Here is a 23,690-nt window from a genome sequence, read left to right on the forward strand (position 1 = left end):
GCCAGTCGAGACCACGCCGCTTCGACCGATAACGACGCCTTGCGGATTGATCAAATAGACGCTGCCGGTGGCGGAAAGCGTGCCGAGGATCGAGGACGGCGTAGCACCGGTCACGCGGTTCAGCGTTGCACCGCTCCCGTTGTTGATATTGACGACGTTGCCGCCGCCGATCGAAAAACTATTCCAATCGATGATGCCGCGCGTCGATGCTTGGTTGACCATCAGCGACGTGCCATTGCTGTTGATCGAACCCGACCCCGCGACAAACTGCCCACCGCTCGGCAGCGCTCCGGCCGCGGCGGCCATCCCCGGGATCGAGAGCGAGAGGGCCGCGACGAGTGGTATCGGCGTGGGCAGCATGGCGCGCGGAAAAGGGCGCGCGGGTGTCTTCCTTGTTTTTAGGCGCATGGCGGTAACCCTGATTTTTTGCGCGTGCGAAAACCCCGAGGCGTAAGCCTCGCCCGCCACTCGACGAGTAGCTGGCCTGTAGTCTATTTGTCGTATGAAATTCTTCTACAGCCGCCGCCGCCAAAACCGCAGTCGTTCCCGCCAATTTACGTGTTGCGATGGGAAAGCCAAACGCGATTCCATTGGCGTGCCGGTCGATTAAAAAAAGCCGCACCGTCCAACGAGGGAGGACGGTGCGGCGAAGCCGCCCGCGCGTGGCGTCGAGGGGGCCGGCCGCAGGCGGGGCATGGTCGCGAGGAACCTTGCCGCGAGAGAAGATGCATGCTGGTCAAGCTATCCCTTCAGCTTGACCCATACTTTGTTGCGCAGGTCGAGGGCTTTGGCGGAGCAAGCACGGTAGGGGCGCAAGCGAGTTTTTTGGTCCGCGGGGATATTGACGGCCGGATCGCGGATCAGCGCGGCGTTCATGAACCGCTCGGATCCGGCGATCTCGTTGTTGTAGCGGTAAGCATTCGATACTTGCGCGATGATCTCGGGCCGCATCATCCAATTAACGAACTGATAGGCGGCCGGCAAGTTCTTCGCCTTGGCGGGGATCACGAGATTGTCCTGAAGCATCCGGGCGCCTTCCTTCGGGATCACGAATTTCACCGAGGGCAGTTGCTCGGTGGCGCGCACCGACGCCCCGTTCCAGTTGTGCTGAACGATGACTTGCTTCGAGACGATGCGGTCGATCGGGCCGTCGTCGCTGTACGTCTTCACGAACGGTTTTTGCTGCTCGAGCACGGCCAACACGCGCTTGGCGTCCGCGGGGTTTTCGCTGCACTCGTCTTGGCCGAGATACCAGCTCGCCGCCATATAGAGTTCTTCCTCCGCATCGAGATCGGCGATCTGGCCTCGCACGGCCGCGGCGGGTTCGAAGAACGGTTTCCAGCTATCGTCGATGCGACCGCCCGGCACGCGCGCGCTGTCGTAGCTGTAGCCCGTGATCACGATCATGTAGGGCATCGCATAAGTGCGTTGCGGGTCGAACGACGGATGGCGGTATTCGGGTTTGATGTTCGCCTCGTTCGGAAGCTTGGATTTGTCGAGCTTCGTCAGCAATCCCGCGCGCGCGAGTATCGGCACGTAGTAGTCGCCCGTGACGGCAACGTCGTATCCGCCCGAGCCCGCTTGCAGCTTTTGCATGAGCGCGGCGTCGCTGTCATAGACGTCGAGCACGGTTTTGATACCGGTCTCTTTTTGGAATTGCGCGAGCAGCGCGGGCGGCATGTAGTCGGGCCAGTTGCCGACGTGCAGCTCGCCCGCGGCCGATGCACTCGTGGCAACGATCAAGCCCAGCATGGAGCACAGGGTTTTTTTCTTGGTCATGAAAGCGTTAGGTGTCGAAGGAGGGATGTGGATGTCGATCGGAACGCACGAGCCATACGCCGGCGAGTTGCAGCAGCGCTACGCCGACGATGGCCGTGGATATCGCATTGATCTTCGGCGTCAATCCGAGTTTGAGCGCGCTGAAGATGTACATCGGCAGCGTCGTGAGCCCGGCGCCGGCGAGGAAATAGCTCGTGAGGTAATCGTTCATCGAGGCGACGAAGGCCAGCATCGCACCAGCCACGATGCCCGGCGTCGCGAGCGGCAACGTGATCTGCCGGAAGGCCGACCATGGGGTGGCCGAAAGGTCCGCCGCGGCTTCCAAGAGCTGCCGATCGATGCGCGCCAGCCGCGCGCTGATCGGCAGATAAGCGAACGGCAGACAAAACACCACGTGTGCGAACAGCACCGTCACGAATCCGGGTTCGATCGAGAGTGCCGAAAAAAGCAGCAGCGTGCCCAGTGCAAGCACGATCTCGGGAACGACGAGCGGCACGGCGATCCACGCCGTCAACGCGAATCGCTTGCGCGCCGTGGCATGCCAACTCGCGACGGCCGCCGCTAAGGCCAGCGACGTCGAGAGGATCGTCGATGCGGTGGCCAGCAACAGCGAGGCCACGCTCGCCCGTCGTAGCGTCATGTCACGCGCCGCGTCGATGTAGCCGTGCATGCCCCATCCTTGCCAGGCCAACGCGGAAGGACCGGCGTTGAAACTCATCCAGACGAGCGCGGCGAGCGGCAAGTACAGAAAGAGAAGGACCGCCCAGGCGAGCGGGCCCGCGGGCACGAGCCGCTGACGCTCACGCGAACGCATAGCGTGCTCCCGCGCGGCCACGCACGCTCGCCCGGATACGCCGCGCGAGCAAGCCGAGCAGCACCGCGCCGAGCAGCACGAACGCCATGGCCGCGCCAAGCGGCCAGTTGCGTCCGTCGGCGAACTGAAATGCGACCAGATTGCCGAGCATCATCGCGTGGTTGCCGCCGAGCAAGTCCGACACGACGCAGGTCCCCAGCGCGGGGACGAACACGAGCCCGATGCCCGCGGCGATGCCGGCTCGGCAGCATGGCAGGACGACGTCGCGCAAAGCGACGAAGCCCGTCGCGCCCAGGTCCAAGGCGGCCTCTACAATGCGCCAATCGAGATCCTCGAGTGCGGCATAGACGGGCAAGACCATGAACGGTAAAAAGGTGTAGACGAGACCGAGCAGCGTGGCGCCGTCGGTATAGAGCACGCCCAGCGGGCCGTGCGTCGCCCCCCATTTGTCGAGCAGCCGGTTCAATAACCCATTGTCGGCGAGCAGCGTGATCCAGCCGTACATTTGCACCACCACGCAGGTCCAGAAAGGCACCGTGACGAGCAAGAGCAAGATCGCCTTGCGGCGAGGCGGGCTGCCCATGATATGGAGCGCGGTCGGTAACGCAAGCAGCAGGCAGATCACCGTTGCCGCTCCCGCGAGCGCGACGGAGCGCACGAGCACGCGTAAATAGTCCCATTGCACGAGCGGCGTGCCGTCGAAATCGTGCGTAAAAACAAGTGCCCGATAAGCATCGAGGGAGAAGCTGCCCCATGCGACGCCGCCGAATGGCAGCCGGGCGGAGCACGAGACGACGGCAAGGATGGCGAGCGGCGCCGCAACGCCGGCGAAAAGCACCACCGCGACGGGCAAGACACCGCACTGAAGTTTGGTCAATGCGCTCATTGTTCGTTGGGCGATCGGTGGAATCTCGGGAAAGTTTAATGGCGCATGCCGGTCTCGACGATTGAGATGCGCGTCAATTTATCCGGTTTTCGCGTCAACGATGCTTAATGAATTAGTTTTCTTGGTGGTGCAAATCGGACCGACGCAACTCGCGCAACAATCGGTATCGATTTTTTAAAAGACTGTCAGGAATCGTTGGACAACAATCGATTTAACGATTCCGTGCGCCGGAAGCCGACTTTAGAGGCGAGCTTTTTGGCGCTGTACGTTTTATCGTTGCTGTAACGCACGGCGAGGTCGCGGCGGACGATGGCGCGCATTTCGCTTAGCGAAGTGCCCACCGAGCGCAGCCGTCGTTGCAACGTACTCAACGACAGCCCGAGCTGATCGTAGTCTTGCCGGCCGGGGTTTTCATAGAGCCATGCGAGCAACCGTCCGACGATGTCGCCGGGCATCCAGTGCGCGAGTTCGGCTTCCTTGCGCTCGCATTGCTGGCGGGCGATTTCGAACGCATGCGGATGCGCGAGCGGCAGCGGGCTGCCGAGTTCCGCCGCGGCGAAATAGAGGGCGGTCTCGGCCGCGTCGAATTGAATAGGGCAACCGAATAGCTTCTCGTACCGGGCCGCGTGGGCCGGGGCGGGAAACGCTAACGTCACGCGCCTCAGCGTAATTTCCCTGCCGAGCGCGCCGAAGATCTCGCGCCGGATCGCGGCGAGGCAGACATCGCTGTTCAGCACGAGCAGATCCGGCCGGTAGACGTAGTTGCCGATGACCACCCGCGCTTCGTCTCGGCAGGCGTGCAGCGCAACGTCGAAATAACAAATCGCCAGCAAAGGGCAGGAAAACGCGAGCCGCAACGCCACTTCGAGCGTGGGACTCGTCAGCATGGCGATGCCTCGATAGCCATAAGCCGTGACGGGAATCGCGTCGCCGATCGCCAGGCCGATGCCCGAATCGCCGGACGCCGACAATGCGTTGGCGAATACGATGATTTCTTGCGCTTGGCTGATGACCGTATCGGGCTGCGCCAAATCCGCCGGTACGATGCCGGTTCCGCGCAATAGCGCCTCGAGCGGCACGCCGTGCCGCGTAACGATTTGCACCGCGACGATGACCGTATGAAGCGTCGCGGGCCGCCGCGTGCTGAGCCGGTCGGGGGCCGGATGGCTCGACATGGGCAACGCTCCCGTGGCTTAGCCGCGCGTAAGGTCCAGCGTGAAGATCACCTGGCATCCGTATTCGTCGAGACCGTGCCGCTGCCAGCCGAGATGCTGATAAAAGCCGTCGGCGCGCGAACCCGGATCGGTGATCAATTGCACCGAGCGGGCGCCTTGTTCGCGTAGCCAGCGTATCGAGCGGGCCAGCAATTCGCGGCCGATACCTTGGGCATGACACGTCGGCCGGACGAAGAGCGCGGAGATAAACGGCTTTTCCGTGAGCACCGGCAAGCAGATTCCCACCGCTTCCGCGCCGCGTTCGCAGATCCATCCGCCGCCTTGGCGGATCTGCTCGACCAGCTTGTCGCGATCGAGCAAGTTGACTTGATGCGGATGGATCCGATTTTCTTTGACCGAAAAGCGCACGTCGTAAAACGCACCCGTATCGTTCGTGGTCATCGGTCTATATGCAAAATTGATGGCGTCCGCGGTCAACTTCATTCTCCCTCGCTTTATTAGATCGATCGTATCCTATCACCGTATCGGAGGATTATTGGAAGGTGCGGATCGACAATAAGGATGTTCTGCCTTATCTAAAAAAATGGACAAAACAGTCTATCCATTGATGATGGCGGTGGCCTCGGTTTTCTTGTTTTAAAGAGCCTAATAAGCAACGCTTGCGCAATCAACCGCCGAAAGTTAGTGTTTCGAAAGACTGCCGCTGTCCCGCGGCAAACCGTGCGGATCAATGCACCGAGCGCGTTCCGATGCAAAGCGCAACGCGAGCCGGCTCGAGATGAGATGCATGGCCATTCGAAACCAATGGCACAACGATGGTGAGCCCCGATTTCAATCTGTTAGTCGTCCTCGACGCGTTATTGTCCGAAAACAGCGTGCTGCGCGCCGCTGACACGTTGGGACTGAGCCCGTCGGCGTTGAGCCGCTCGTTGGCGCGGCTGCGTCTCATGACCGGCGATCTCCTACTGGTTCGGGCAGGGCGCGATCTCGTGCCCACGCCGCGCGCGATCGAGTTGCGCGCCAGAGTGAGAGCCGTCGTCGAGGAAGCGCAAGCCGTCTTGTGTCCCGGCGAGCACGTTGATTTGCGCACGCTCAAGCGAACGTTCTCGATTCGCGCGAACGACGGCTTCGTCGAAACGTTCGCCGCACCGTTGCTCGCGCAACTATCTTCCACGGCACCGCAGGTACGGTTGCGATTCGCACCGAAGCACGACAAGCATGTCGATGCCTTGAGAAGCGGCGAGCTCGATCTGGAGGTGGGCGTGATCGGTCACTCCGGACCCGAGCTGCGCGTGCAAGCGCTGTTTCGCGATCGATTCATTTGCGTCGTGCGCGCGGGCCATCCGTTGTGCCACGGTGAGATCACAGCAGAGCGCTACGCTTCATTCGGCCATATCAGCGTCTCGCGGCGCGGCCTTGCGAACGGCGCGATCGACGAACAACTCGCCGTGCTCGGGCTCGAGCGTGCCGTCATGACCGTCGTTTCCAGTTTTCCCGCGGCGCTCTCGCTCGCGCGCGATTCCGATCTGATCGCCAACGTCCCCGAACGGCAGACCGAAAAGTCGCGCGGCGGCATGTTCAGTTTTCCGCTACCGGTGATGACCGATTGCTTGACCGTCTCGCAGATCTGGCATCCGCGCTTCGATCGGGATCCCGCGCATCGATGGCTGCGCGATTGTATGCGCGGGGTCTGCGCGCCGCGCGAGGGACACGCGATGGAGCCTGAGGTTTGCGACGCATCTTGATGATGAACGCCTATGAACGCGCCCCGCTCGCGACTGGGTGCGGCGGCGCGATTCGGCTGAAATTGCGTCGTAGTCAAGGATAAATTGCGTTTCACGCTCTTCCGAAGGAAATACCGGTTCTGTATGCTGGACGCGTGAGGTTGCAGTGCGGCATGGTAATCGGTGGATAACGCCGGGCAACGCCTCGGTTATCTCCGAGGTTCGCGCAATACTCACATTCCTGCTTGTCTATCCAATCGTTGAACGACCGCTCCCATTCGCATGGGCTGCGTTCTCTTCTAGTTGCCGTTAAAAATAATCTTTATTATTAGCATTCGAGGGCCTCATGAAACCATGGTTTGCGATCCGATGCCTATATATTTTGGTAGTTTCTCTGAGCGAAAGTGATGGGAGGCGGGGATGATGTCGAATGCGCTAGAAGTGGCTTTCGTGCAAAAGGCGGTATTGAGCAATCGCGAATGCGAGGTTCTGCGCTGGGCGGCGGAAGGAAAGACGTCGTACGAGATCGGTTTGATTCTGGGATTGACGGAGCGCACGATTAATTTTCATATTGCCCGTTCCATCGTGAAGCTCGGCGCGTCGAACAAGACCAACGCCGTGGTCAAGGCGATGCAAAGGGGATTGATCGAGTTCGCCTAGCGGGTGCTCGGAGGCGGGGCGCTGGCCGGCACCCCGCCGAGGCTCGCTCAAATCGCGCCTTGAAAGGACAGCACACGCGACTTGAATTCCTCGGGAACGGCTTGCGTCGAGTGGTTTTCGTAGTCGTACATGACGTGAGTCGAGTAGGCCCGCGCGACGATTGCGTCATCGTCTTGCCGCGCACCGTCGCGAACCATCAAATGCTCCAACTCGAAGCTTTTGGAGCCGAAACGGGTCACGCTGCTACGCACCGTAATCGTGTCGCCGTATTGCGCGGGCTTCAAATACTCGCATGACGTCTTAACCATGATATGCGGCAGCTTCGCCGAATATGGCAACTCCAGCAGATCGTGCATGAAAGTCAAGTAGGCGTGCTGTAGATAATCGTAATAAACGGGGCTGCTGACATGGCCCGTCGCATCCGTCTCCCGATACTTCACCGCGATATTCGTCTCGTAACATTTTTTCGTCATGGTTCGCTCCCGTGGTAGTCAGGTCAAGTCGACCCTCGGTGCATGGGAATTTAATATCAATTTTTCAACCGCGAAACTGTTGGAAATGGCAGATGCCGAGCGAATGTCAGGTGTCTGATATAAATGACAGTATCAAATTGACGTTTATCAAGTTCTAATTGCCGCCGTAAATCGGATATGCGAAACGAGAGCGGAGCGTCAACATGGATAGATCGGTGCAAGCATCCTCGGCAGCCGGATCGGCTGTGGTCAGCGCAGGTCGGTTACGGAGCGAACTGTCGCGCGATGCGCTGTCGGCGCGGCTCGTCGACGATACGCGGCATGCGCTCGCGCGCATTCTGGCGGGCGAGGACGATCGGTTGGCCTTGATCGTCGGGCCTTGCTCGATTCACGATCCCGAGGCCGCGTTCGAGTTCGCGCGGCGGCTCGCCCCGCTGCGCGCCCGGCATGCCGATACCCTCGAGATCGTCATGCGCGTCTATTTTGAAAAGCCGCGCACGAGGGGGGGATGGAAGGGTTTGATCAACGATCCGTGCCTCGACGACAGCTTTCGGATCGAACAAGGGCTGCGCATGGCGCGCGGCATTTTGCTCGGCGTCAACGCGCGCGGCGTGCCGGCGGCGACCGAATTTCTCGATCCGATCGTCACGCCCTACCTCGAGGATCTCGTGTCGTGGGGCGCTATCGGCGCACGGACGACCGAGTCGCAAATCCATCGGCAAACGGCCTCGGGCGTGGGGGCGCCGATCGGCTTCAAAAACGGCTCGGACGGCAACATCAAGGTCGCGATCGACGGCGCGCTTGCCTCGCGCGCGGGACACCGCTATTTGCGGCCGGCCGAGCGCGGCGGCATCGAGGTCGTCGCGACGACGGGCAATCCTCATACGCACGTCGTATTGCGCGGCGGCAAGAGCCCGAACTACGACGCGCAAAGCGTCGCGAGCGCTTGCTCGGCCCTCAGCGAGGCGCGTCTGCCGCCTTTCGTCGTCGTGGACGCCAGTCACGGCAATAGCGGCAAACAAACGCGGGCGCAACTCGATGTCTGCGACAACCTGGCGATGCAACTCGAACAAGGTCAACGAGCGATCGCGGGCGTGATGCTCGAATCGTTCCTCGTGGAAGGGCGGCAAGACATCGCGGCGGGCCGCCCGCTCGTGTTCGGCCAAAGCGTGACCGATGCCTGTCTCGGCTGGAGCGATACGGCGCAAGTCATCGAGCAGCTTTCCAACGCGATCGCGGCACGCCGGCGGTATCACACCGGCTTTGTCGCGCGGCGTATCCCCGGCATCGAAATCGACGCTGTGTCTTACTAAAAAGGAGTCCTCTTGAACGCACCGAACGATATCGCGCACACCCTGGACTGGAAGGGGGAAGGCGCCAGCAGAACGCCGTATGCGGCCTATACGAGCGAGGAGCTTTATCAACGAGAGCTGGAGCGGCTGTTTTACGGCAAGCACTGGTGCTATATCGGCCTCGAAGCCGAAGTGCCGACGCCCGGCGATTTCCAACGCACGGAAGTGGGCGAGCGTTCGGTCATCATGACGCGAACCGAGGACGGCGAAGTCGTCGTTTTCGAAAACGCCTGCGCGCATCGCGGCATGCAGTTTTGCCGGGAGCGAGCCGGCAAGGCGAAGGATTTCCACTGTCCGTATCACCAGTGGAACTACGATTTGAAGGGCAATCTGATCGGGGTGCCGTTCCGGCGCGGCGTGCGGCAAGCGGGCAAGATCAACGGCGGCATGCCGCCCGAGTTCGATCCGAGTCAGCACTCGCTGCGCCGCCTGCGCGTATCGACGCGCGGAGGGGCGGTATTCGCATCGTTCGACCAAGACGTCGAATCGTTCGAGGATTTCCTCGGTCCGAAGATCCTGCATTACTACGACCGCCTGTTCCACGGTCCGAAGCTCACGTTGCTCGGTTACACGCGCCAGCGCGTACCGAGCAACTGGAAGCTGATGGTCGAGAACATCAAGGATCCGTATCACGCGGGCTTGCTGCATACGTGGTTCGTCAACTTCGGCCTATGGCGCGCGGATAACCCGGCCGAGCTCGTGACCGATGCGCATCATCGGCACGGCGCGATGATTTCGATTCGCAGCGGCGGCGGTGGCGGCGAGGTAACGCACAACGTGACGAGCTTCAAGGAGCGCATGACGCTGCACGACGACCGCTTCCTCGACGTGGTTCACGAGCCGTGGTGGGGCGATCCGACCGTCGTCATGCTGACGCTGATGCCGAGCGTGATCATCCAGCAGCAGGTCAACGCGCTCTCGACGCGGCGCATCCGTCCGGTGAGTCCGGGCGTCTTCGACTACGTCTGGACGCACTTCGGATTCGAGACCGACGACGAGGAAATGACGCGCCGGCGTTTGCGTCAAGCGAATCTGTTCGGCCCGGCCGGCTTCGTCTCGGCCGACGACGGCGAAGTGATCGAATGCGTGCAGCAAAACTTCGACACGATCCCCGAGGGCAACGTCTACAACGAGCTCGGCGGCCGCGGGGTCGACGATCACACCGATCACATGGTCAGCGAGACCCTCGTGCGCGGCATGTATGAATACTGGCGCAAAGTGATGGAGGCCTGAATGACGACGATCGCCACCTTGACTCAGGCTCAGGCTCAGGCGCCGCGGGCAATGGACGTGACCTTCGCCGACTATTACGCGCTCGTCGAGATGAACGCGCGCTATGCGTCGGCGCTCGATTCCGGCGATTGGGACGCTTGGCCCGAGTTTTTCGAGGACGTGTGCCGCTACGAACTCGTGCCGCGCGAGAACCATGAGCGCCGCCTGCCGCTTGCGCTGCTCGCGTTCGAAAGCAAGGGCATGCTGAAGGACCGCGTCTACGGAATCAAGGAAACGCTTTTCTACGATCCGTACTATCAGCGGCACATCATCGGCACGCCGCTCATTACCTATATCGACGGATCGGTCATCGAGGCGCGCACGAACTATGCGGTGCTGCGCACCAAGTCGGAACAAGCGACGGACGTCTACAACGCAGGCTTTTATATCGACCGCATTCGCCGCACCGGCGAGGGGCTGCGGTTCGAATCGCGGATTTGCGTCTACGACAGCGAAATGGTTCCGAACTCGATCATCTATCCGATCTGAAGGAGCGTGCTATGAGCAACGAGTGGATCGATACCGTCGATCCCGACGTCGTGCGTGCCGATGGCCTGGCAGGCGTGTACGTCGCAGGGCGGGACATTGCGTTGTTTGCGGTCGGCGACGAAATTTTCGCCACCGACAATCAGTGCACCCACGGCGAGGCACGTTTGTCCGATGGCTTCTTGCTCGACGACGAGATCGAGTGTCCGCTGCACCAGGGACGCTTCAGCGTGCGGACGGGCCAGGCGATGTGCGCACCGGTCACGGGCTGCATCCGCACCTATCCGGTCAAGATCGAGAACGGCAGGATTTTTCTGCAGCTCGAGACCGACGACGTGTCCGCTCAGCCGGGAGAACAAGCATGAGTGCGTATGTCTTGGTAGACGTCGACGTGCTCGATCCGGACGGTCTTGCCGCCTATCGCAAAGCGGGCGTGCCGACGATTGCCGCGCACGGCGGCCGCGTGCTCGCACGCAGCGACGACGTCGTGGTGCTGGAGGGCGAGTGGAGGCCGCGGCGCATGGTCGTCCTCGAGTTCGCCGATATCGAGGCGGCGCAGCGCTGGCACGCCTCGCCCGAGTATCAGCAGGCGCGGCAGTTGCGGCTGGAGGCGGCGCGGACTCAGTCGATCGCGGTGTCGGGCGTCTGACGCCTTGCCTGTGCATCCCACTTCATAGGAGAGAACATGTCCGCATTCGTGATTTTCGACATCGACGTGCACGATCCGCAGGCCTATGAGGCTTACCGCCGGATCGGCGCCCCGACCGTCGCGGCATTCGGCGGGCGCTTCTTGGTGCGCGGCGGCGAGACCGAAACGCTCGAAGGCGATTGGTCGCCTAAGCGTGTCGTCGTGCTCGAGTTCGAATCGGCCGAGCGCGCCCGCGCTTGGTATCACTCGACGTCGTATCAAGAGGCCAAGCGTCTGCGCGAGGGCGCCGCGCAGACGATCGGTATCCTGGCCGACGGCTATGCGCCGGCGCCCGCCCCGGTCGATGCGCCGGCGGCAGCGTCGTAACGATCGGAGCGCAATGGGCTGAGCGCGCCCGTACGAGGGTCCTTGCCTGAGTAGCGGTTCTTGCGGCGGCGTCGCGATATGCGGCGCCGCCGTTTTCGTTTCGGCGGCGGAAGGGCAACGACGCTCAAGCGCGGCGATAGCGGATCGACCACACGAGCGCCAGCGTCGCGGCGAACAGCAGGACCGAACCGAACGAAAAGTCGATCAAGGCCAGCATGTGCGCTTGGAGCTCGATCGAGTGAGCGACCGACGCCAATGCGCCGGCCGGCGACATGCCGCTGTGTTCGAGTTTCGCGAGCCAGTCGCTCGTGCCCGGGTCGAACGGCGTGATGCGATCGACGAGATAAGTGCGATGCACGCGGGCCCGCCGTTCAAAGTAAGTGGGTGCGATCGACGTTGCCATACTCGTGCCGAGCCGGCGCAGGGCATTTTGCAAGCCGGAGGCCGCCGCTAGCCGCTCGCGGGGCAGACTCGCGAGTGACAGCGACACGAGCGGCGTGATGAAGAAGGCGGTGGCCGCGCCCATCAGCAGGGAGTTGGCCGCGATGTCGCCGATCGTCACATCGGTGTTGAATCGCATTCGCCAAAACGAGGCGGCGCCCCAGCCGATCAGCGCGATCGTCGCCAGGCGCCGCGGATCCGAGTGCCCTTGAAAGCGGCCGATGAGCGGCGCGATGACGATGCCTGCGATCCCGAGCGGCGCCGTGGCGACGCCCGCCCACGTGGCGGTGTAATTCTGCTGCGTCTGCAGCCACAGCGGCACGAGGACCAGCGCACCGTAATAGACGGCGAACCCCACCATGACCGATAGCGTCCCCGCAGTGAACTCGCGATTGGCGAACAGGCGCAGATCGACGATCGGATGGGTCTCCGTCAATTCCCACAGAATGAGCGCGCAAAAGGAGACGACGCATACGACGGCGAGCGCGCGGATTTCGATCGACGCGAACCAGTCGAGGTTTTCGCCGCGATCGAGCAGCAACTGCAGCGACCCGAAGCTCGCCGCAAGTAGCGCGAGGCCGACGAGATCGACGGGCAAGCGGCGCGTGGGATTGTCGCGCCCTTTCAAGAAGCGCATCAGCACGAGCAGGACGGCCGCGCCGGTCGGGACGTTGACGTAGAAGATGTATGGCCACGTGATGTTGTCGGTGATCCAGCCGCCGATGATTGGGCCGAGCACGGGGGCCACGAATGTGGTCGTTTGCCAGAGCGCCAGCGCGATACCGCGGCGCGCCGCAGGAAACACGGCCATCATGAGCGCTTGCGACAATGCCGTGATGGGTCCGGACGCCGCGCCTTGCAACGCGCGAAAAATCAGCAGCGATTCGAAGTTCGGGGCGAGACCGCAGAGAATCGACGTTGCCACGAATAGGATCAGCGAGACGCGAAAGAGCAGCACCTGCCCGAACCGCTGGGCGAGCCATCCCGTGAGCGGCAGCGTGATCGCCAGCGGCGTGGCGAACGAGGTCAGCATCCACGTGCCCATATCGGGGGCGACGCCGAGGTCCCCGGCAATCGTCGGCACGGCGACGTTCGCGATCGTCAGATCGAGCGTTTGCATGAAGTTGGCCACGCTGATGGCGAGGGCGACGAAGACGAGCGTGGTGCCCGTCATCGGTTCGAGCGGCTGTTTGGGGACCGCGGTCGATCGGGTCGTCATCTCATGCCCCCGGCTTATGTGCGCCGGCGCTACCGCTATTGGCGCGGATCGTTTCGGCCACGAGCGCCTCGCCCGCGTCTTCGTCGCGGCGATAGACGTTGGTTTCGTCGATTGCGGCGGACGCACCGGCAAGCGCCGGCAGCGTCGCTGCCGATGCCGTGCCCGCCGGATACCCAAGCGGCACCGAGGCGGTCATCGATAAGCCGATGCGCAAGGGGTGCGCGCGCAACTCGCTCGGGTCGAGTGCGATGCGCACGGGCACGCGCTGCACGACCTTGATCCAGTTGCCCGTTGCGTTCTGCGCGGGCACCGACGCGAACGCCGCGCCGGTGCCGGCTTCGATCCCGTCGATGCGGCCGTGAAAGACGACATCGGGGCCGTATAGATCGGAGCGCAACTCGACGGTCTCCCCCGGATGCATCTCGCGCAGTTGCGATTCCTTGAAGTTCGCCTCGACCCATACGCGATCGAGTGGTACCAGCGCCATGGCGATCGTTCCGGGCGCGACGTGCTGGCCGACCTGGACGACGCGGTGGGTGACGAGTCCGCCGATCGGCGCCCGCGTTTCGCCGCGACGCAGCGCCAGCGCGGCGCTGCGCACCCGCGCGGCCGCCGCGCGTACGAGCGGGTTCGATTCGATCGAGGTGCTGTCGGTTTTCGCGAGCGCCGCCTCATAGGCCGCTTGCTGGGCGCTCAGCGATGCCGCTGCGCTGGTCATCGCATCGTGCGCGTGGCGAATGTCTTCGCTAGACACCCCTCCGTCCTGCGCGAGGCTTTCGCGTCGCCGCAGATCGTCGCTGGCCTTCGCGAGCGCGGATCGCTGCAACAGGACCTGGGCATCCTCGCGCGATACGTCGGCACGCGCCGTCCGGTAGGCGCGCACGGCATGCGCGAGTTCCGCGACGGCGGCATCGAGCGCGAGGCGCGCGTCGGCGCTGTCGATTCGAAAGAGCGGTTCGCCCGCATGCACCCATTGTGCGTTTTCGACCATGACGGCATCGACGGTGCCGTTCACCAGCGAGGAGACCTGCACGACGTCGCCGGCCACGTAGGCGTCGTCGGTCGTTTCGGTGCCGCGCGAGGCCGACCAATAGGCGAGGGCTGCGCCGGCCGTCACGGTCAGCGCGATAAAAAATAAACCGAAGCGGCGGACGCGGGCGGCGCGCATCCGCGCGGCCAGCAGGTCTTGCTCGGCCGCGGAGGTTTCGGCAACAGTCATGGCTGGGCTCCAACGGGAGTGGCGGCGCCGCCGAGCGCGGCGATCAGCCGGACGTGCTCGATGGCGAAAGAGGCGTCCGCTTGCGCAACGGACGAACGGTCTTCGAGCAAGCGGCTTTGCGCGAGCAAGACGTCGAGATAGCCCGTCATGCCTTTGGCGTACCGGCGCGTCTCGACGTCGTAGGTTTGCTGCGCCCGCTCGAGTGCTTGCCGCTGCGAGTCGCGCTCGCGCGCGAGGGCGTCGATTTGCGTGAGCGCATCGCTGACTTCGGCGAGCGCGCCCACGACCGTATCGTCGTAAGCCGCGACGGCCGCGTTGTAGGCCGCGGTCTGCGCGCGTAACGCCGCTTGCAAGCGCCCGCCCTCGAAGATCGGCAGGGTTAGCGCGGGACCGGCGCCGAGCGTGCCGCTGCCGCCGTGCAGGAGTGCGCGAAAGCCGAGGCTCTGCACGCCGGCGAAGGCGAGCAGATCGATGTCGGGATAGAACGCCGCGCGCGCCGCATCGATGCCGGCCGACTGCGCTTGCACGTCGTAGCGCGCCGCGAGGACATCGGGGCGGCGGCCGACCAGCGAAGCGGGCAAGACCGGCGGGAGCGCCATGCGCGTGGTGAGGACGGCGGCCGGTGCGATGAGCGCATCGGTGTAGCCGGGGCCGCGGCCGGCAAGCGCCGCGAGCCGATGCCTCAATTGGGCGACGGCGGCCTCATGCCGAGCGATACCGGCCCGCGCGAGCGGCACCGGCTCGCCCGCGCGCAGGGCGGCTGCCTGCATATCGATACCGGCATCCACGCGTGCCGTCGTGAGCCGCAATAAATGCTCGTGCTGCGCGAGCGTATCTTGCGCGATAGCGAGCAACTGCTGCTCGAGTGCCAGTTGCAAATAGGTTTCGACGATGGCGGCCGCGAGCGACACCGTAGCGGCGCTTTCTAGCGCTTGCCGTTGATCGGCGCGCGCGCGAGCCGCGCGGCTCGTTGCGCGTAGCCGTCCCGCCAAGTCGAGATCGAACGACGCCGCGAGCAGTGCCTGCGCATCGACTTGCCAATGGCCGGCCGCGGGCGGCGGCGTGCGATAGCTCCGCGGCAAGCGTTGCGGAACGGCGCCGGCTTTGGCATCGACCATCGGCAACGTCGCCGCGCGTTCGACGTCCGCTTCGGCGAGCGCTTGTTCGACGCGTTCGCGCTGGATACGCAGCGACGGCGCCTGAGCCAAGGCATCGTCCATGATCCGATCGAGCTGCGCATCGCCGAATACGCGCCACCATCGCGGGGCGATGGACTCGCCCCTCTGAGCCGCGTCGATCGCGGCGCCGGCCTCGAACCGTTCGACGGGTGTCATCGCGGCCATGGGCGGCTGCTGCCCGAAGGGCGCGCAGCCGCCCAGCGCCCAGCCCGATAAGGCGGCAAGCAGCGCGCTTCGCCGTCGCGCTTTCAATGTTGTTTTGATCATGATTCGTTCAGGCCGCATCCCCATTGGGTGATTGTCTTAAAATATATCTTTAGACAATCTCGGCGTCGCGGCAACTGCTAGAAATGTCAGTCGCGTCCGCTGCCGGTGGGGCAAGGGTGTGCGCCGCCTAAGGGGCCCGGCGCCGCGCGGTCGCGCGAGGCTGCGCCTAGAGCCTCGTGCGTAGCGATGGCGCTCGGCGCGTGAACGACGCGATGCGCCGCGCACGCACGCCGTTGGCCAACCGGTCGAGCGCATTGGCGAGGTCGGTGTGCGACGGGGCCGCCGCACCGCCGAGCATCGCATCGAACGCGATGCCGGCGATGTCGATCTCGCCGCCGACGAACGCTTCGGCAAGGGGGGCGATCGACGCCCCGACATGCGCATAGGGACCGCTCACTTCGAGCACGGTCTCGCGGTCCAGGCAATCGGAGCCGGCCGGAACGACGCCGGCGGCGGGCCAGCGCATGAGCAGGCCGCTTGCGTTGGGCCGCAGCGCGTCGGGCGCGCTGTGTTCGCTGTCGTGCTCGCACAGCGTCCAGCGATCCATGGCGAGCGGGGCCAACTGCGCGCGCCAACGCCCATAGGCGGTGGCCGACGATTCGACGATGACCGCCGGCGGCATCCTGAGCCGCACCAAGCGACGCAGCATCGCATCGATCGCGGTGTCGGCGGGCAGTGGGCCGGTGCCGTTCTCGCCGCGCGTGCCGTGCAAGAACGGCACCAACTCCAGTTCGTCTTCGTATTCGCTGCGAAGCGCGCGCAGCCACGTGCCCGCCGCGAGCGGCAAAGCCCACGGCGCCGCGATGCCGCACAGCACGAGCAGCCGATCGTCGCGCCCTTCGCGGATCGCGCACACGCGCCGCGCGACCATCGAGACATCGGAGATGAGCGTGCGCATGATCAATGTCCCGGCGGCGACGTGCGCGCGGCGCCGTTCAGCCGCCCGCGCGGATAGGCGCCCAACACGCGCAGACCCGAGAGGCCCGCGCCGAGATCGTCGAGCGCCTCGCGCACGCGTGCATCGCGGGCGTGCCCGCTCAAATCGGCGAAATAGCGATACGGTAGGCCCGGTGTTCGGCCCGGGCGTACCGCGAGCCAGAGCATATCGATTCCTCGCCGGGCCAGCACCGCGAAAAGGCGGGCAAGCTCGTCGGTGCCGTCGCTCGGCGCGAAGGAAAGGCTCGTCCGATCGTCTCCGGTCGGGTCGGGCGACGGCCCGCCGAGCACGAGGAATCGGGTGCGATTGTTCGGGTCGTCTTGTATCGCGCGGGCGAGCACGCGCAATCCGTAGCGCCGCGCGGCGGGTTCGCCCGCAATGGCCGCGCAATGCGCATGTTCGGCCGCTTCGCGCGCCGCCGCTCCGTTGCTCGACACGGCGATGCGCCGCAACCGAGGCGCGTGGGTGTCGAGCCAAGCGCGGCATTGCGCCAGTGCCTGCTCATGGCCCAGGACACACTCGACGCCTTCGAGCGAGGCGTTCGCGCCGAGCAGGCAATGGACCACCGCCTGCTCGATCTCGCCCGTGATCGGCGGCGTGTATTGCGCGAGCAAATCGACGGTGCGGGTGATGGTGCCTTCCGTCGAATTTTCGATCGGCACCACGGCGAATTCGGTGTCGCCTTCGCTGAGCGCGGCGAAGACGTCCTCGAGCGTTTCCTGCGCGTCGATTCTGACCGCATCGCCGAAGTGCTGCCGTGCCGCGGCTTCCGTATAGGTGCCCGCGGGACCGAGAAAGGCGACCGAAGGCGCGCCTTGCACTTCGCGGCTGGCGCTGAACAGGGCGCCCCAAATGGAGGCCACGTGATCGTCGCGCAGCGCCCCGTGCGAGCGCGCGCATAGATTCGCGACGATCGCGCTTTCGCGCCCGGGATGGTAGACCGGCAAGCCGCCGCGCCGCTTCAGGCGGCCGATCTCGGCCGCGCATTCGACGCGTTGCACGATCAGGGCGAGCAGATCGGCGTCGATCGAGTCGATGCGGGTGCGGCAAGCGGCGATGGCATCGTCGACCGTGGGCGGCGGCGCGAGTTCGAGAGGCGTCATGGCAATGCGATCCCTACTGAGCAGTGCGGAAAGTGCGATCGGTGCTGCGGCGAGTACGCTCAATGCGGCGCTGCGCTCGGCGCGAAATGGCTTAATGGACCGATTCGAGCAAGCGCCGCGCGGTACTCCGCATCGAGGTGTTCGACGATGTCGGCCACGCTCATCACGGCATCCATCGAGCCGACGCCTTGCCCCGCTCCCCAGATATCGCGCCATTGTTTGGCACCCGATTCGGGCGAGAAGTCCAAGCGCGCTCCCTCGACGCGGGTCAGCGTGCGCAAGTCGATACCGGCCGCCTCGATGCTTTGACGCAGATAGTTGCCGTGGACGCCGGTGAATGCATCGGTATAGACGATGTCGGCGGCGGTCGCCTCGACGATGGTGTTTTTGTAGCTGGGTACGACGTTCGCTTCGCGCGATGCGATGAAGCGCGTACCGATATAGGCGCAATCGGCGCCGAGCGCGCGCGCGGCGGCGATGGCATCGCCCGTCGCGATCGAGCCCGCGAGCGCCACGAAGCCCGAGTAAAAGCGCCGCACCTCGGGCACGAGCGCGAACGGCGAGAGCGTGCCGGCATGACCGCCGGCGCCGGCCGCGACGAGGATCAATCCGTCGACGCCGGCCTCGAGCGCTTTCTCGGCGTGGCGGATTGTCGTGACATCGTGCAGCAAGATGCCGCCGTACGCGTGCACTTCATCGACGACCTCGCGCGCGGGCGCACGCAAGCTCGTGATCATGACAGGCACGCGCCGATCGATGGCGATGCGCAGATCGGCTTCGAGACGCGTGTTCGACGGGTGGCAGATATGGTTCAGCGCATACGGTCCCACGCCGGCTTCCGGGAAGGCCGTGCGATGCGCTCGCAGTTCGGCATCGATCATGCCGAGCCAATCGTCGAGTTGCGCGCTCGAGCGCGCGTTCAGCGCGGGGAACGAGCCGACGATGCCGCTCTTGCATTGAGCCAGCACCATCTCGGGATAACTCGCGATCAGCATCGGCGACGCGATCACCGGTAGCCGCAGCGATTGAAGAAGAGCGGGCGTCGCCATCGATGCCTCCGGTCTTGTCAGTTTGCAAGCGCGGCACTGTCGCGCCGCTCGTCGAGCCGTTTATGAAAGCCGCCGCGGCTGACCGCGCAACGCGTATGGATTCCTTCGCCGACCACGCCGACGGCATCGCGCACCGAGACGCGATAGGTCATCATCCGGCCGTCGACTTCGATCAGTTCGGCATCCACGGTGACTTCCCACTCGGGCGGCGTCGGCGCGAGATGCTTGATTTCGAAGTTGTAGCCGACCGTCATTTGATCCTCGGGCAGCAGATGATCGGTGGCTTTCATGCACGTCTGCTCGATGAAAATGATCATGATCGGGCTGGCAAGCGCATGCGCTTCTCCCCCCCATTGATCGGCAAGGGAAATCGTATCGACGCGATGCGTCGCTTGGGCGCGCAGCCCTGGCTGGATAGTCAACTTGGACTCCTTGATCGGATGGAAAAACGAGGGTCAACGCATGCCGGCGGCGGTCGTGGCGGCACGCTGCATCTGGCTGAAGATGTTCCGGCTGTGCATTTCTTCCGTTCCGCCCGCCGATCCCATGGCGAGCGCGTCGGCGACGAACGTGGCGAGCGCCCCTCGGCGATAGCCGTCGCTGCCGTGGATCGCGAGCAGATGCAGCGCCGCCTGGGCGAGATCTCGGGCGCCGCCGAGCTTCGCGATCGAACAGTTGGCCAATGCGGCGGGATGTTGCGACAGCAATTGATCGAGCGCCGCGAGCGCCATCGAACGCGTGCGCTGCACGCCGATTTCGATTTCGACGAGCCGGCGCTGCACATGCTGGTGTTGGTCGAGCGTCGTGCCGAGCGTCGCACGCGAGGCCGCGTAGGCGAGCGCATCGGTGAGAAACGGCTTTACCACGTCGGCGCATAGCAGACCGAAGAGCGCGCGGTTCATCGATGCGATGTCCATGAGCAAGCGCAAGCCCGCGGCCGGCTCGCCGAGCAATTCGTGCTTGCCGATCGCGACGTTCTTGAACGTCATGTCGCCGATCGGCAGATCCGCGACTCCGAAGGTCTCCTGCGGCGGCGTGCGGCTGACGCCTTCACGCGCCGGATCGAGGAGCACGAGTGCTGTCGCGCGCTTATCGCCGTTCGTGTAGGAAGCGACGACCAGCACCCACTGCGCGTCGGGCGCATGACTGATGTTGTACTTGTGCCCGTCGAGCCGGTACCCGTCAGCGTCCGCAGTCAGGCGCGTTTCGAGCGCGCGCACCTCCGTGCCCGTGCCCTTCTCGGATATGGCCGTTGCACCGGCGGCGCCGCTCATGAGCCGCGGTAGAAGGCGGTCGCATTGCGCGGGGGATCCGTGCGTGAGAAGGGCGCGGATCAACGTCGCTTGATTGGCGAGCGCCATGGCGAAGCCGACCGAGCGCAACGTCGAGACGATGGCCTCGAAGGCCTCGACGAACTGCGTCCACGTACCGCCGGCACCGCCTTGTTTTTCAGGTACGGGCAGCCGCCATAAACCCGCATCGGACAATGCCCGCCACGCGTCCCACGCGAAACCGCCGGTAGGCGTTCGATGACGAAACGATTCGGCGATGCCGCGAAATCGAGCCGCGGCATCCGCGGAGGAAACGTTGGCTGCTAAGTTCATGGTCGTCGCGCGTCACGTTTGGATGTGGCGCTAATCTAAACAAATCAGCGTATTGGAGAAACTGTCATTTCTCTCATACGCGCGACGCCGGACGTGCTACGACGGCAGACATCCGATGCCGCGAAGCGTGGCTTCGACGGCGACTTCCAACGGCGTATGCGGCTCTTGGCCCAAGATCGCGCTAAGCCGGTCATTGGTCATTTTGACGGGCATTTCCCAGAGGTATCGCATCTCGAGCAATTCGCGCAGCGTCGTGACGAACGGCGCGGCGATAGTAACGAGCCACCATGCAAAGCTCCGCACTTGCGGACGCATGCCGTGACGCCGCGCCACGGTACCGATGGCTTGCGCCATCCGCGTTCCGTCCTCGTCCCAATGGCCGGCCATGTGAAACGTGGCGAACGCGTCGAGCGTGCTTCTGCGTTCGATGAGCAAGCGCATCGTGCGCGCGACGTCGGGCACGTACGACCATAAGTGACCCACGCCCGGGCGCCCCGGCAGACGTACGACGCGAATGGGACTCGCCGCCTTGACGAGCCCTTGCGAAAACCAACTGTTGCCGACCTGCGGGCCGAAGAAGTCGCCGGCTCGAACGACGATCGTGCGCACGCCGTGCTCGGTGGCCGCGCGCAACCTGCGCTCCAGTTCGACGCGAATCGCGCCTTTGCGCGTCGCCGGGTGCTGCGGCGAATCCTCGTTCAACAGCGGCAATGCGTCGGGGCCGTAGTTGTAGACGGTGCCGGGCAGCACGATGGTCGCGCCCGCGGCACGGGCCGCTGCGATCGTGTTATCGATCATCGGCAAGACGAGTTCCGACCAGCGGCGATATCCCGGCGGGTTGACGGCATGCACGACGACACCGCAGCCTTGCGCCGCCGCTATCACGGCTTGGCGATCCATCGCGTCGCCCGCGACCCAATCGACTCCGTCGCGCTCGCCCTTCATATCGAGCCGCCGCGTGAGCGCTTTCACCTCCCAGCCGGCATCGCGCAATTGGCGTGCGAGTTCGCCGCCGATTCCACCGGTGGCGCCAAGCACCAGTACGCGTCGATTCTGCGTCGGCTCAATCGTTTCCATCGCTGTTCTCCCTGATATGACCGTTTCGATGACCGCATTTTCGCGGGCGGGGCGATATAAAGGAATTGGCGAAAGCGATCCATCCGCTATACATTTATGTATGGCAGAAAATCTTAGCTGGGAACTGTATCGAACCTTTCTCGCGGTCTTGACCGAGGGCTCGCTATCGGGCGCCGCGCGTGCGCTCGGTATCACCCAACCGACGGCCGGGCGCCATATCATGGCGCTCGAGGCCGCGTTCGGATTGACGTTGTTCACGCGGTCCCAATCGGGGCTGTTGCCGACGCAGGAGGCATTGGCACTACGCGGCTACGCCGCCGCGCTGCGCAGCACGGCCGCCGCGCTGGAGCGGGCTGCGGCGAGCCATGGGCCCGGGGTGACAGGCGTGGTGCGCGTTTCGGCGAGCGACGTCATCGGCGTCGAGGTGCTGCCGCCCATCATTGCCGGCTTGCGGCGGGCTCACCCGGGGCTCGTCGTCGAATTGGTGACGACCAATCGCGTTCAGGACGTTCTGCAGCGCGAGGTCGATATCGCCGTTCGGATGGCGCAGCCGTCTCAGGATGCGCTCGTGGCGCGCCGGATCGGCGACGTGGAGCTGGGACTCTACGCGCAAGCCGGCTATGTCGAGCGCCACGGCGTGCCCGCGACGCTGCCCGAGCTTGCGCGGCACACGCTGATCGGCTTCGATCAATTGACGCCGTTCTTGCGCGAAGCGGGCAAGGCGCTACCCGTATGGAAGCGCGAAGCGTTTGCGTTGAGAGCCGACAGCGATCTCGCGCAACTGGCGTTGCTGCGCGCCGGCTGCGGGATCGGCTTTTGCCAAACGGCGATCGCGCGGCGCGATGCGCTCGTGCGCATCTTGCCGAAGGCCGTTTCGGTCAAGTTTGCAACGTGGGTCGTCATGCATGAGGATCTTCGCGGCAGCTTGCGCTGCACGGCGACGTTCGACGCGCTGGCCCAAGGTCTTCGATCCTATATCGCAGACGCTCAAGCGGTGCGCGCCTCGCCGCCCAAGCGCTCGGCCAGGAAGTCGACGAACACGCGCAGCCGCGGCAGCATGTGACGATTCGTCGGCCACAGCGCGCGAAGCACTCCTTCCAAGGTGACCGCGCGCTCGAGCACGATCTTCAGCCGTCCCGCGGCAATCGCTTCGCGCGCCAGGAAATCGGGCAGATAGGCGAGACCGAGCCCTTCGATTGCGGCGCCCAAAATCGCTTCGGCGTTATTGAATACGAGCGGTGCGCCCGCCGCCGTAGCGGGCAGCGCCGATACGCCGTCGATCAGCCACGCTTGCAACTTCCCGCTCGATGCGTACTTGAAACGCAGACAAGTGTGATCGGCCAACTCGCTCGCCGCGTGCGGTGCGCCATGGCGCGCGAGATAGGCGGGCGATGCGCAGATCACGAACCGGTAAGGCGCGACGGGCCGCGCCTTCAGCGTCGAATCGACAGGCTCGCCGCCGCGTATGACCACGTCGAAGCTCTCTTCGACCACGTCGACATGCCGGTCGCTGAAATCGAGATCGAGTTCGATCTCCGGATAGCGCGCGCGGAACTCGGCGATGACGGGCAGCACGAGGCGATAACCGATCGTCGGCATGCTAATGCGTAAGCGTCCGCGCGGTGCGTCGGCGACCTGCGATAGCTGCGTTTGGGCATCCCGAATCTCTTGAAGGGCATGGCGGCAGCGCTCGAAGAAAATGGCCCCTTCGTCGGTGAGCGTGATGCGCCGAGTGGTGCGGTGAAAAAGCCGCACGCCGAGGCTTTCCTCGAGCTTCGCCACGCTTTTTCCGACCGCCGACGCGGAAAGGCCGAGCGCACGGCCCGCCATGACGAAGCTGCCCGTTTCCGCGGCGCGGACAAAGACGGCGAGGCCGCTAAGCGTATCCATCGATGAGCGATTGACGAAAAATTGTCCTGATAGTCCGGAAAGCGGGCCCATTTAAACACGATTGCGCGGC

General features: G+C 64.3%; 25 protein-coding genes and 1 pseudogene. 9 read left to right on the forward strand and 17 right to left on the reverse strand.

The window, feature by feature from the left end; translation table 11 throughout:
* From DXT59_RS02330 to DXT59_RS02355, 6 genes are all read right to left on the reverse strand, one after another.
* Positions 1–360 (reverse strand): two-partner secretion domain-containing protein (locus tag DXT59_RS02330; protein WP_116135408.1); only part of this gene is annotated, 360 nt, incomplete at its 3' end.
* 381 nt (positions 361–741) lie between these two features.
* Entirely contained in the window at positions 742–1,779 is a 1,038-nt protein-coding gene (locus tag DXT59_RS02335) for an extracellular solute-binding protein (protein WP_240324367.1), read from the reverse strand.
* A gap of 7 nt (positions 1,780–1,786) precedes the next feature.
* Complete coding sequence (locus DXT59_RS02340) at positions 1,787–2,593, reverse strand: ABC transporter permease (RefSeq protein ID WP_116135329.1); 807 nt, start codon at positions 2,591–2,593, stop codon at positions 1,787–1,789.
* Positions 2,580–3,479, reverse strand: a complete 900-nt coding sequence (locus DXT59_RS02345) for an ABC transporter permease (RefSeq protein WP_116135330.1) — start codon at positions 3,477–3,479, stop codon at positions 2,580–2,582. Before DXT59_RS02345 ends, DXT59_RS02340 begins: the two co-directional genes overlap by 14 nt.
* 185 nt (positions 3,480–3,664) lie before the next feature.
* A complete protein-coding gene (locus DXT59_RS02350; RefSeq protein ID WP_116135331.1) occupies positions 3,665–4,654 on the reverse strand; it encodes an AraC family transcriptional regulator in 990 nt (329 codons plus the stop codon).
* 18 nt (positions 4,655–4,672) lie between these two features.
* The gene (locus DXT59_RS02355; protein WP_116135410.1) at positions 4,673–5,095 is read right to left on the reverse strand and encodes a GNAT family N-acetyltransferase; all 423 of its coding nucleotides are present in this window, start codon (positions 5,093–5,095) and stop codon (positions 4,673–4,675) included.
* A gap of 374 nt (positions 5,096–5,469) precedes the next feature.
* Between DXT59_RS02355 and DXT59_RS02360 the strand changes: the two genes are divergently transcribed.
* Both DXT59_RS02360 and DXT59_RS02365 read left to right on the forward strand, forming a co-directional pair.
* Complete coding sequence (locus DXT59_RS02360; RefSeq protein WP_116135332.1) at positions 5,470–6,399, forward strand: LysR family transcriptional regulator; 930 nt, start codon at positions 5,470–5,472, stop codon at positions 6,397–6,399.
* A gap of 444 nt (positions 6,400–6,843) precedes the next feature.
* A pseudogene (locus tag DXT59_RS02365) lies at positions 6,844–7,038 on the forward strand (response regulator transcription factor); the annotation flags it as partial.
* A 47-nt stretch (positions 7,039–7,085) separates the two neighbouring features.
* Here the strand turns inward: DXT59_RS02365 and DXT59_RS02370 are convergent.
* Positions 7,086–7,511, reverse strand: coding sequence for an acyl-CoA thioesterase (locus tag DXT59_RS02370; RefSeq protein ID WP_116135333.1), 426 nt, complete (start codon positions 7,509–7,511; stop codon positions 7,086–7,088).
* Between the two features lie 203 nt (positions 7,512–7,714).
* Between DXT59_RS02370 and DXT59_RS02375 the strand changes: the two genes are divergently transcribed.
* Genes DXT59_RS02375 through DXT59_RS02400 form a run of 6 tightly spaced genes read left to right on the forward strand, consistent with a single transcriptional unit; the run spans position 7,715 to position 11,636 of the window.
* Positions 7,715–8,824 carry a 3-deoxy-7-phosphoheptulonate synthase gene (locus tag DXT59_RS02375; RefSeq protein WP_116135334.1) on the forward strand — a complete coding sequence of 370 codons (1,110 nt, stop codon included), beginning with the start codon at positions 7,715–7,717 and terminating at the stop codon, positions 8,822–8,824.
* A gap of 12 nt (positions 8,825–8,836) precedes the next feature.
* Positions 8,837–10,096 carry an SRPBCC family protein gene (locus DXT59_RS02380; RefSeq protein ID WP_116135335.1) on the forward strand — a complete coding sequence of 420 codons (1,260 nt, stop codon included), beginning with the start codon at positions 8,837–8,839 and terminating at the stop codon, positions 10,094–10,096.
* Entirely contained in the window at positions 10,097–10,624 is a 528-nt protein-coding gene (locus DXT59_RS02385; RefSeq protein WP_116135336.1) for an aromatic-ring-hydroxylating dioxygenase subunit beta, read from the forward strand.
* A gap of 11 nt (positions 10,625–10,635) precedes the next feature.
* The gene (locus DXT59_RS02390) at positions 10,636–10,986 is read left to right on the forward strand and encodes a non-heme iron oxygenase ferredoxin subunit (RefSeq protein WP_116135337.1); all 351 of its coding nucleotides are present in this window, start codon (positions 10,636–10,638) and stop codon (positions 10,984–10,986) included.
* On the forward strand, positions 10,983–11,270 hold the full coding sequence (locus tag DXT59_RS02395; RefSeq protein WP_116135338.1) for a DUF1330 domain-containing protein: 288 nt from the start codon (positions 10,983–10,985) through the stop codon (positions 11,268–11,270). Before DXT59_RS02390 ends, DXT59_RS02395 begins: the two co-directional genes overlap by 4 nt.
* A gap of 36 nt (positions 11,271–11,306) precedes the next feature.
* The gene (locus DXT59_RS02400; RefSeq protein WP_116135339.1) at positions 11,307–11,636 is read left to right on the forward strand and encodes a DUF1330 domain-containing protein; all 330 of its coding nucleotides are present in this window, start codon (positions 11,307–11,309) and stop codon (positions 11,634–11,636) included.
* Between the two features lie 124 nt (positions 11,637–11,760).
* Here DXT59_RS02400 and DXT59_RS02405 read toward each other — a convergent pair whose 3' ends face one another.
* The 9 genes from DXT59_RS02405 to DXT59_RS02445 all read right to left on the reverse strand — a co-directional run bounded on the left by DXT59_RS02405 (position 11,761) and on the right by DXT59_RS02445 (position 21,730).
* Entirely contained in the window at positions 11,761–13,296 is a 1,536-nt protein-coding gene (locus DXT59_RS02405) for a DHA2 family efflux MFS transporter permease subunit (protein ID WP_116135340.1), read from the reverse strand.
* A 1-nt stretch (position 13,297) separates the two neighbouring features.
* The gene (locus tag DXT59_RS02410) at positions 13,298–14,515 is read right to left on the reverse strand and encodes an HlyD/EmrA/EmrK family protein (protein ID WP_116135341.1); all 1,218 of its coding nucleotides are present in this window, start codon (positions 14,513–14,515) and stop codon (positions 13,298–13,300) included.
* Positions 14,512–15,960, reverse strand: a complete 1,449-nt coding sequence (locus DXT59_RS02415) for an efflux transporter outer membrane subunit (RefSeq protein ID WP_162877916.1) — start codon at positions 15,958–15,960, stop codon at positions 14,512–14,514. The genes DXT59_RS02410 and DXT59_RS02415 overlap by 4 nt, the downstream gene beginning before the upstream one ends.
* A 166-nt stretch (positions 15,961–16,126) precedes the next feature.
* Positions 16,127–16,858: a hypothetical protein gene (locus DXT59_RS02420; RefSeq protein ID WP_116135343.1), complete on the reverse strand. Its 732-nt coding sequence runs from the start codon at positions 16,856–16,858 to the stop codon at positions 16,127–16,129.
* A gap of 2 nt (positions 16,859–16,860) precedes the next feature.
* Positions 16,861–18,000 carry a bifunctional chorismate mutase/prephenate dehydratase gene (locus DXT59_RS02425; protein WP_116135344.1) on the reverse strand — a complete coding sequence of 380 codons (1,140 nt, stop codon included), beginning with the start codon at positions 17,998–18,000 and terminating at the stop codon, positions 16,861–16,863.
* 59 nt (positions 18,001–18,059) lie between these two features.
* Positions 18,060–19,049, reverse strand: coding sequence for an NAD(P)H-dependent flavin oxidoreductase (locus DXT59_RS02430; protein WP_116135345.1), 990 nt, complete (start codon positions 19,047–19,049; stop codon positions 18,060–18,062).
* 17 nt (positions 19,050–19,066) lie between these two features.
* Positions 19,067–19,471, reverse strand: a complete 405-nt coding sequence (locus DXT59_RS02435; RefSeq protein WP_116135346.1) for a thioesterase family protein — start codon at positions 19,469–19,471, stop codon at positions 19,067–19,069.
* A 33-nt stretch (positions 19,472–19,504) separates the two neighbouring features.
* A complete protein-coding gene (locus DXT59_RS02440; protein ID WP_116135347.1) occupies positions 19,505–20,653 on the reverse strand; it encodes an acyl-CoA dehydrogenase family protein in 1,149 nt (382 codons plus the stop codon).
* 96 nt (positions 20,654–20,749) lie between these two features.
* Positions 20,750–21,730, reverse strand: coding sequence for an NAD-dependent epimerase/dehydratase family protein (locus DXT59_RS02445; RefSeq protein WP_116135348.1), 981 nt, complete (start codon positions 21,728–21,730; stop codon positions 20,750–20,752).
* Between the two features lie 100 nt (positions 21,731–21,830).
* On the opposite strand from DXT59_RS02445, the gene DXT59_RS02450 reads away from it, so the two are divergent.
* Entirely contained in the window at positions 21,831–22,793 is a 963-nt protein-coding gene (locus DXT59_RS02450; RefSeq protein ID WP_116135349.1) for a LysR family transcriptional regulator, read from the forward strand.
* Here the strand turns inward: DXT59_RS02450 and DXT59_RS02455 are convergent.
* On the reverse strand, positions 22,718–23,620 hold the full coding sequence (locus DXT59_RS02455; protein ID WP_116135350.1) for a LysR family transcriptional regulator: 903 nt from the start codon (positions 23,618–23,620) through the stop codon (positions 22,718–22,720). The genes DXT59_RS02450 and DXT59_RS02455 overlap by 76 nt on opposite strands.
* Positions 23,621–23,690 lie beyond the last annotated feature (70 nt).

Origin of the sequence: Trinickia diaoshuihuensis, from assembly GCF_003390925.1 — a bacterium.
GTDB classification, from domain to species: domain Bacteria; phylum Pseudomonadota; class Gammaproteobacteria; order Burkholderiales; family Burkholderiaceae; genus Trinickia; species Trinickia diaoshuihuensis.

Bases quoted from the DNA above. Each gene is read 5' to 3' on its own strand.
- DXT59_RS02335 (WP_240324367.1), bottom strand. From the start codon at position 1,779: ATGACCAAGAAAAAAACCCTGTGCTCCATGCTGGGCTTGATCGTTGCC.
- DXT59_RS02340 (WP_116135329.1), bottom strand. From the start codon at position 2,593: ATGCGTTCGCGTGAGCGTCAGCGGCTCGTGCCCGCGGGCCCGCTCGCC.
- DXT59_RS02345 (WP_116135330.1), bottom strand. From the start codon at position 3,479: ATGAGCGCATTGACCAAACTTCAGTGCGGTGTCTTGCCCGTCGCGGTG.
- DXT59_RS02350 (WP_116135331.1), bottom strand. From the start codon at position 4,654: ATGTCGAGCCATCCGGCCCCCGACCGGCTCAGCACGCGGCGGCCCGCG.
- DXT59_RS02355 (WP_116135410.1), bottom strand. From the start codon at position 5,095: ATGACCACGAACGATACGGGTGCGTTTTACGACGTGCGCTTTTCGGTC.
- DXT59_RS02360 (WP_116135332.1), top strand. From the start codon at position 5,470: ATGGTGAGCCCCGATTTCAATCTGTTAGTCGTCCTCGACGCGTTATTG.
- DXT59_RS02370 (WP_116135333.1), bottom strand. From the start codon at position 7,511: ATGACGAAAAAATGTTACGAGACGAATATCGCGGTGAAGTATCGGGAG.
- DXT59_RS02375 (WP_116135334.1), top strand. From the start codon at position 7,715: ATGGATAGATCGGTGCAAGCATCCTCGGCAGCCGGATCGGCTGTGGTC.
- DXT59_RS02385 (WP_116135336.1), top strand. From the start codon at position 10,097: ATGACGACGATCGCCACCTTGACTCAGGCTCAGGCTCAGGCGCCGCGG.
- DXT59_RS02390 (WP_116135337.1), top strand. From the start codon at position 10,636: ATGAGCAACGAGTGGATCGATACCGTCGATCCCGACGTCGTGCGTGCC.
- DXT59_RS02395 (WP_116135338.1), top strand. From the start codon at position 10,983: ATGAGTGCGTATGTCTTGGTAGACGTCGACGTGCTCGATCCGGACGGT.
- DXT59_RS02400 (WP_116135339.1), top strand. From the start codon at position 11,307: ATGTCCGCATTCGTGATTTTCGACATCGACGTGCACGATCCGCAGGCC.
- DXT59_RS02405 (WP_116135340.1), bottom strand. From the start codon at position 13,296: ATGACGACCCGATCGACCGCGGTCCCCAAACAGCCGCTCGAACCGATG.
- DXT59_RS02410 (WP_116135341.1), bottom strand. From the start codon at position 14,515: ATGACTGTTGCCGAAACCTCCGCGGCCGAGCAAGACCTGCTGGCCGCG.
- DXT59_RS02415 (WP_162877916.1), bottom strand. From the start codon at position 15,960: ATGATCAAAACAACATTGAAAGCGCGACGGCGAAGCGCGCTGCTTGCC.
- DXT59_RS02420 (WP_116135343.1), bottom strand. From the start codon at position 16,858: ATGCGCACGCTCATCTCCGATGTCTCGATGGTCGCGCGGCGCGTGTGC.
- DXT59_RS02425 (WP_116135344.1), bottom strand. From the start codon at position 18,000: ATGACGCCTCTCGAACTCGCGCCGCCGCCCACGGTCGACGATGCCATC.
- DXT59_RS02430 (WP_116135345.1), bottom strand. From the start codon at position 19,049: ATGGCGACGCCCGCTCTTCTTCAATCGCTGCGGCTACCGGTGATCGCG.
- DXT59_RS02440 (WP_116135347.1), bottom strand. From the start codon at position 20,653: ATGAACTTAGCAGCCAACGTTTCCTCCGCGGATGCCGCGGCTCGATTT.
- DXT59_RS02445 (WP_116135348.1), bottom strand. From the start codon at position 21,730: ATGGAAACGATTGAGCCGACGCAGAATCGACGCGTACTGGTGCTTGGC.
- DXT59_RS02450 (WP_116135349.1), top strand. From the start codon at position 21,831: ATGGCAGAAAATCTTAGCTGGGAACTGTATCGAACCTTTCTCGCGGTC.
- DXT59_RS02455 (WP_116135350.1), bottom strand. From the start codon at position 23,620: ATGGATACGCTTAGCGGCCTCGCCGTCTTTGTCCGCGCCGCGGAAACG.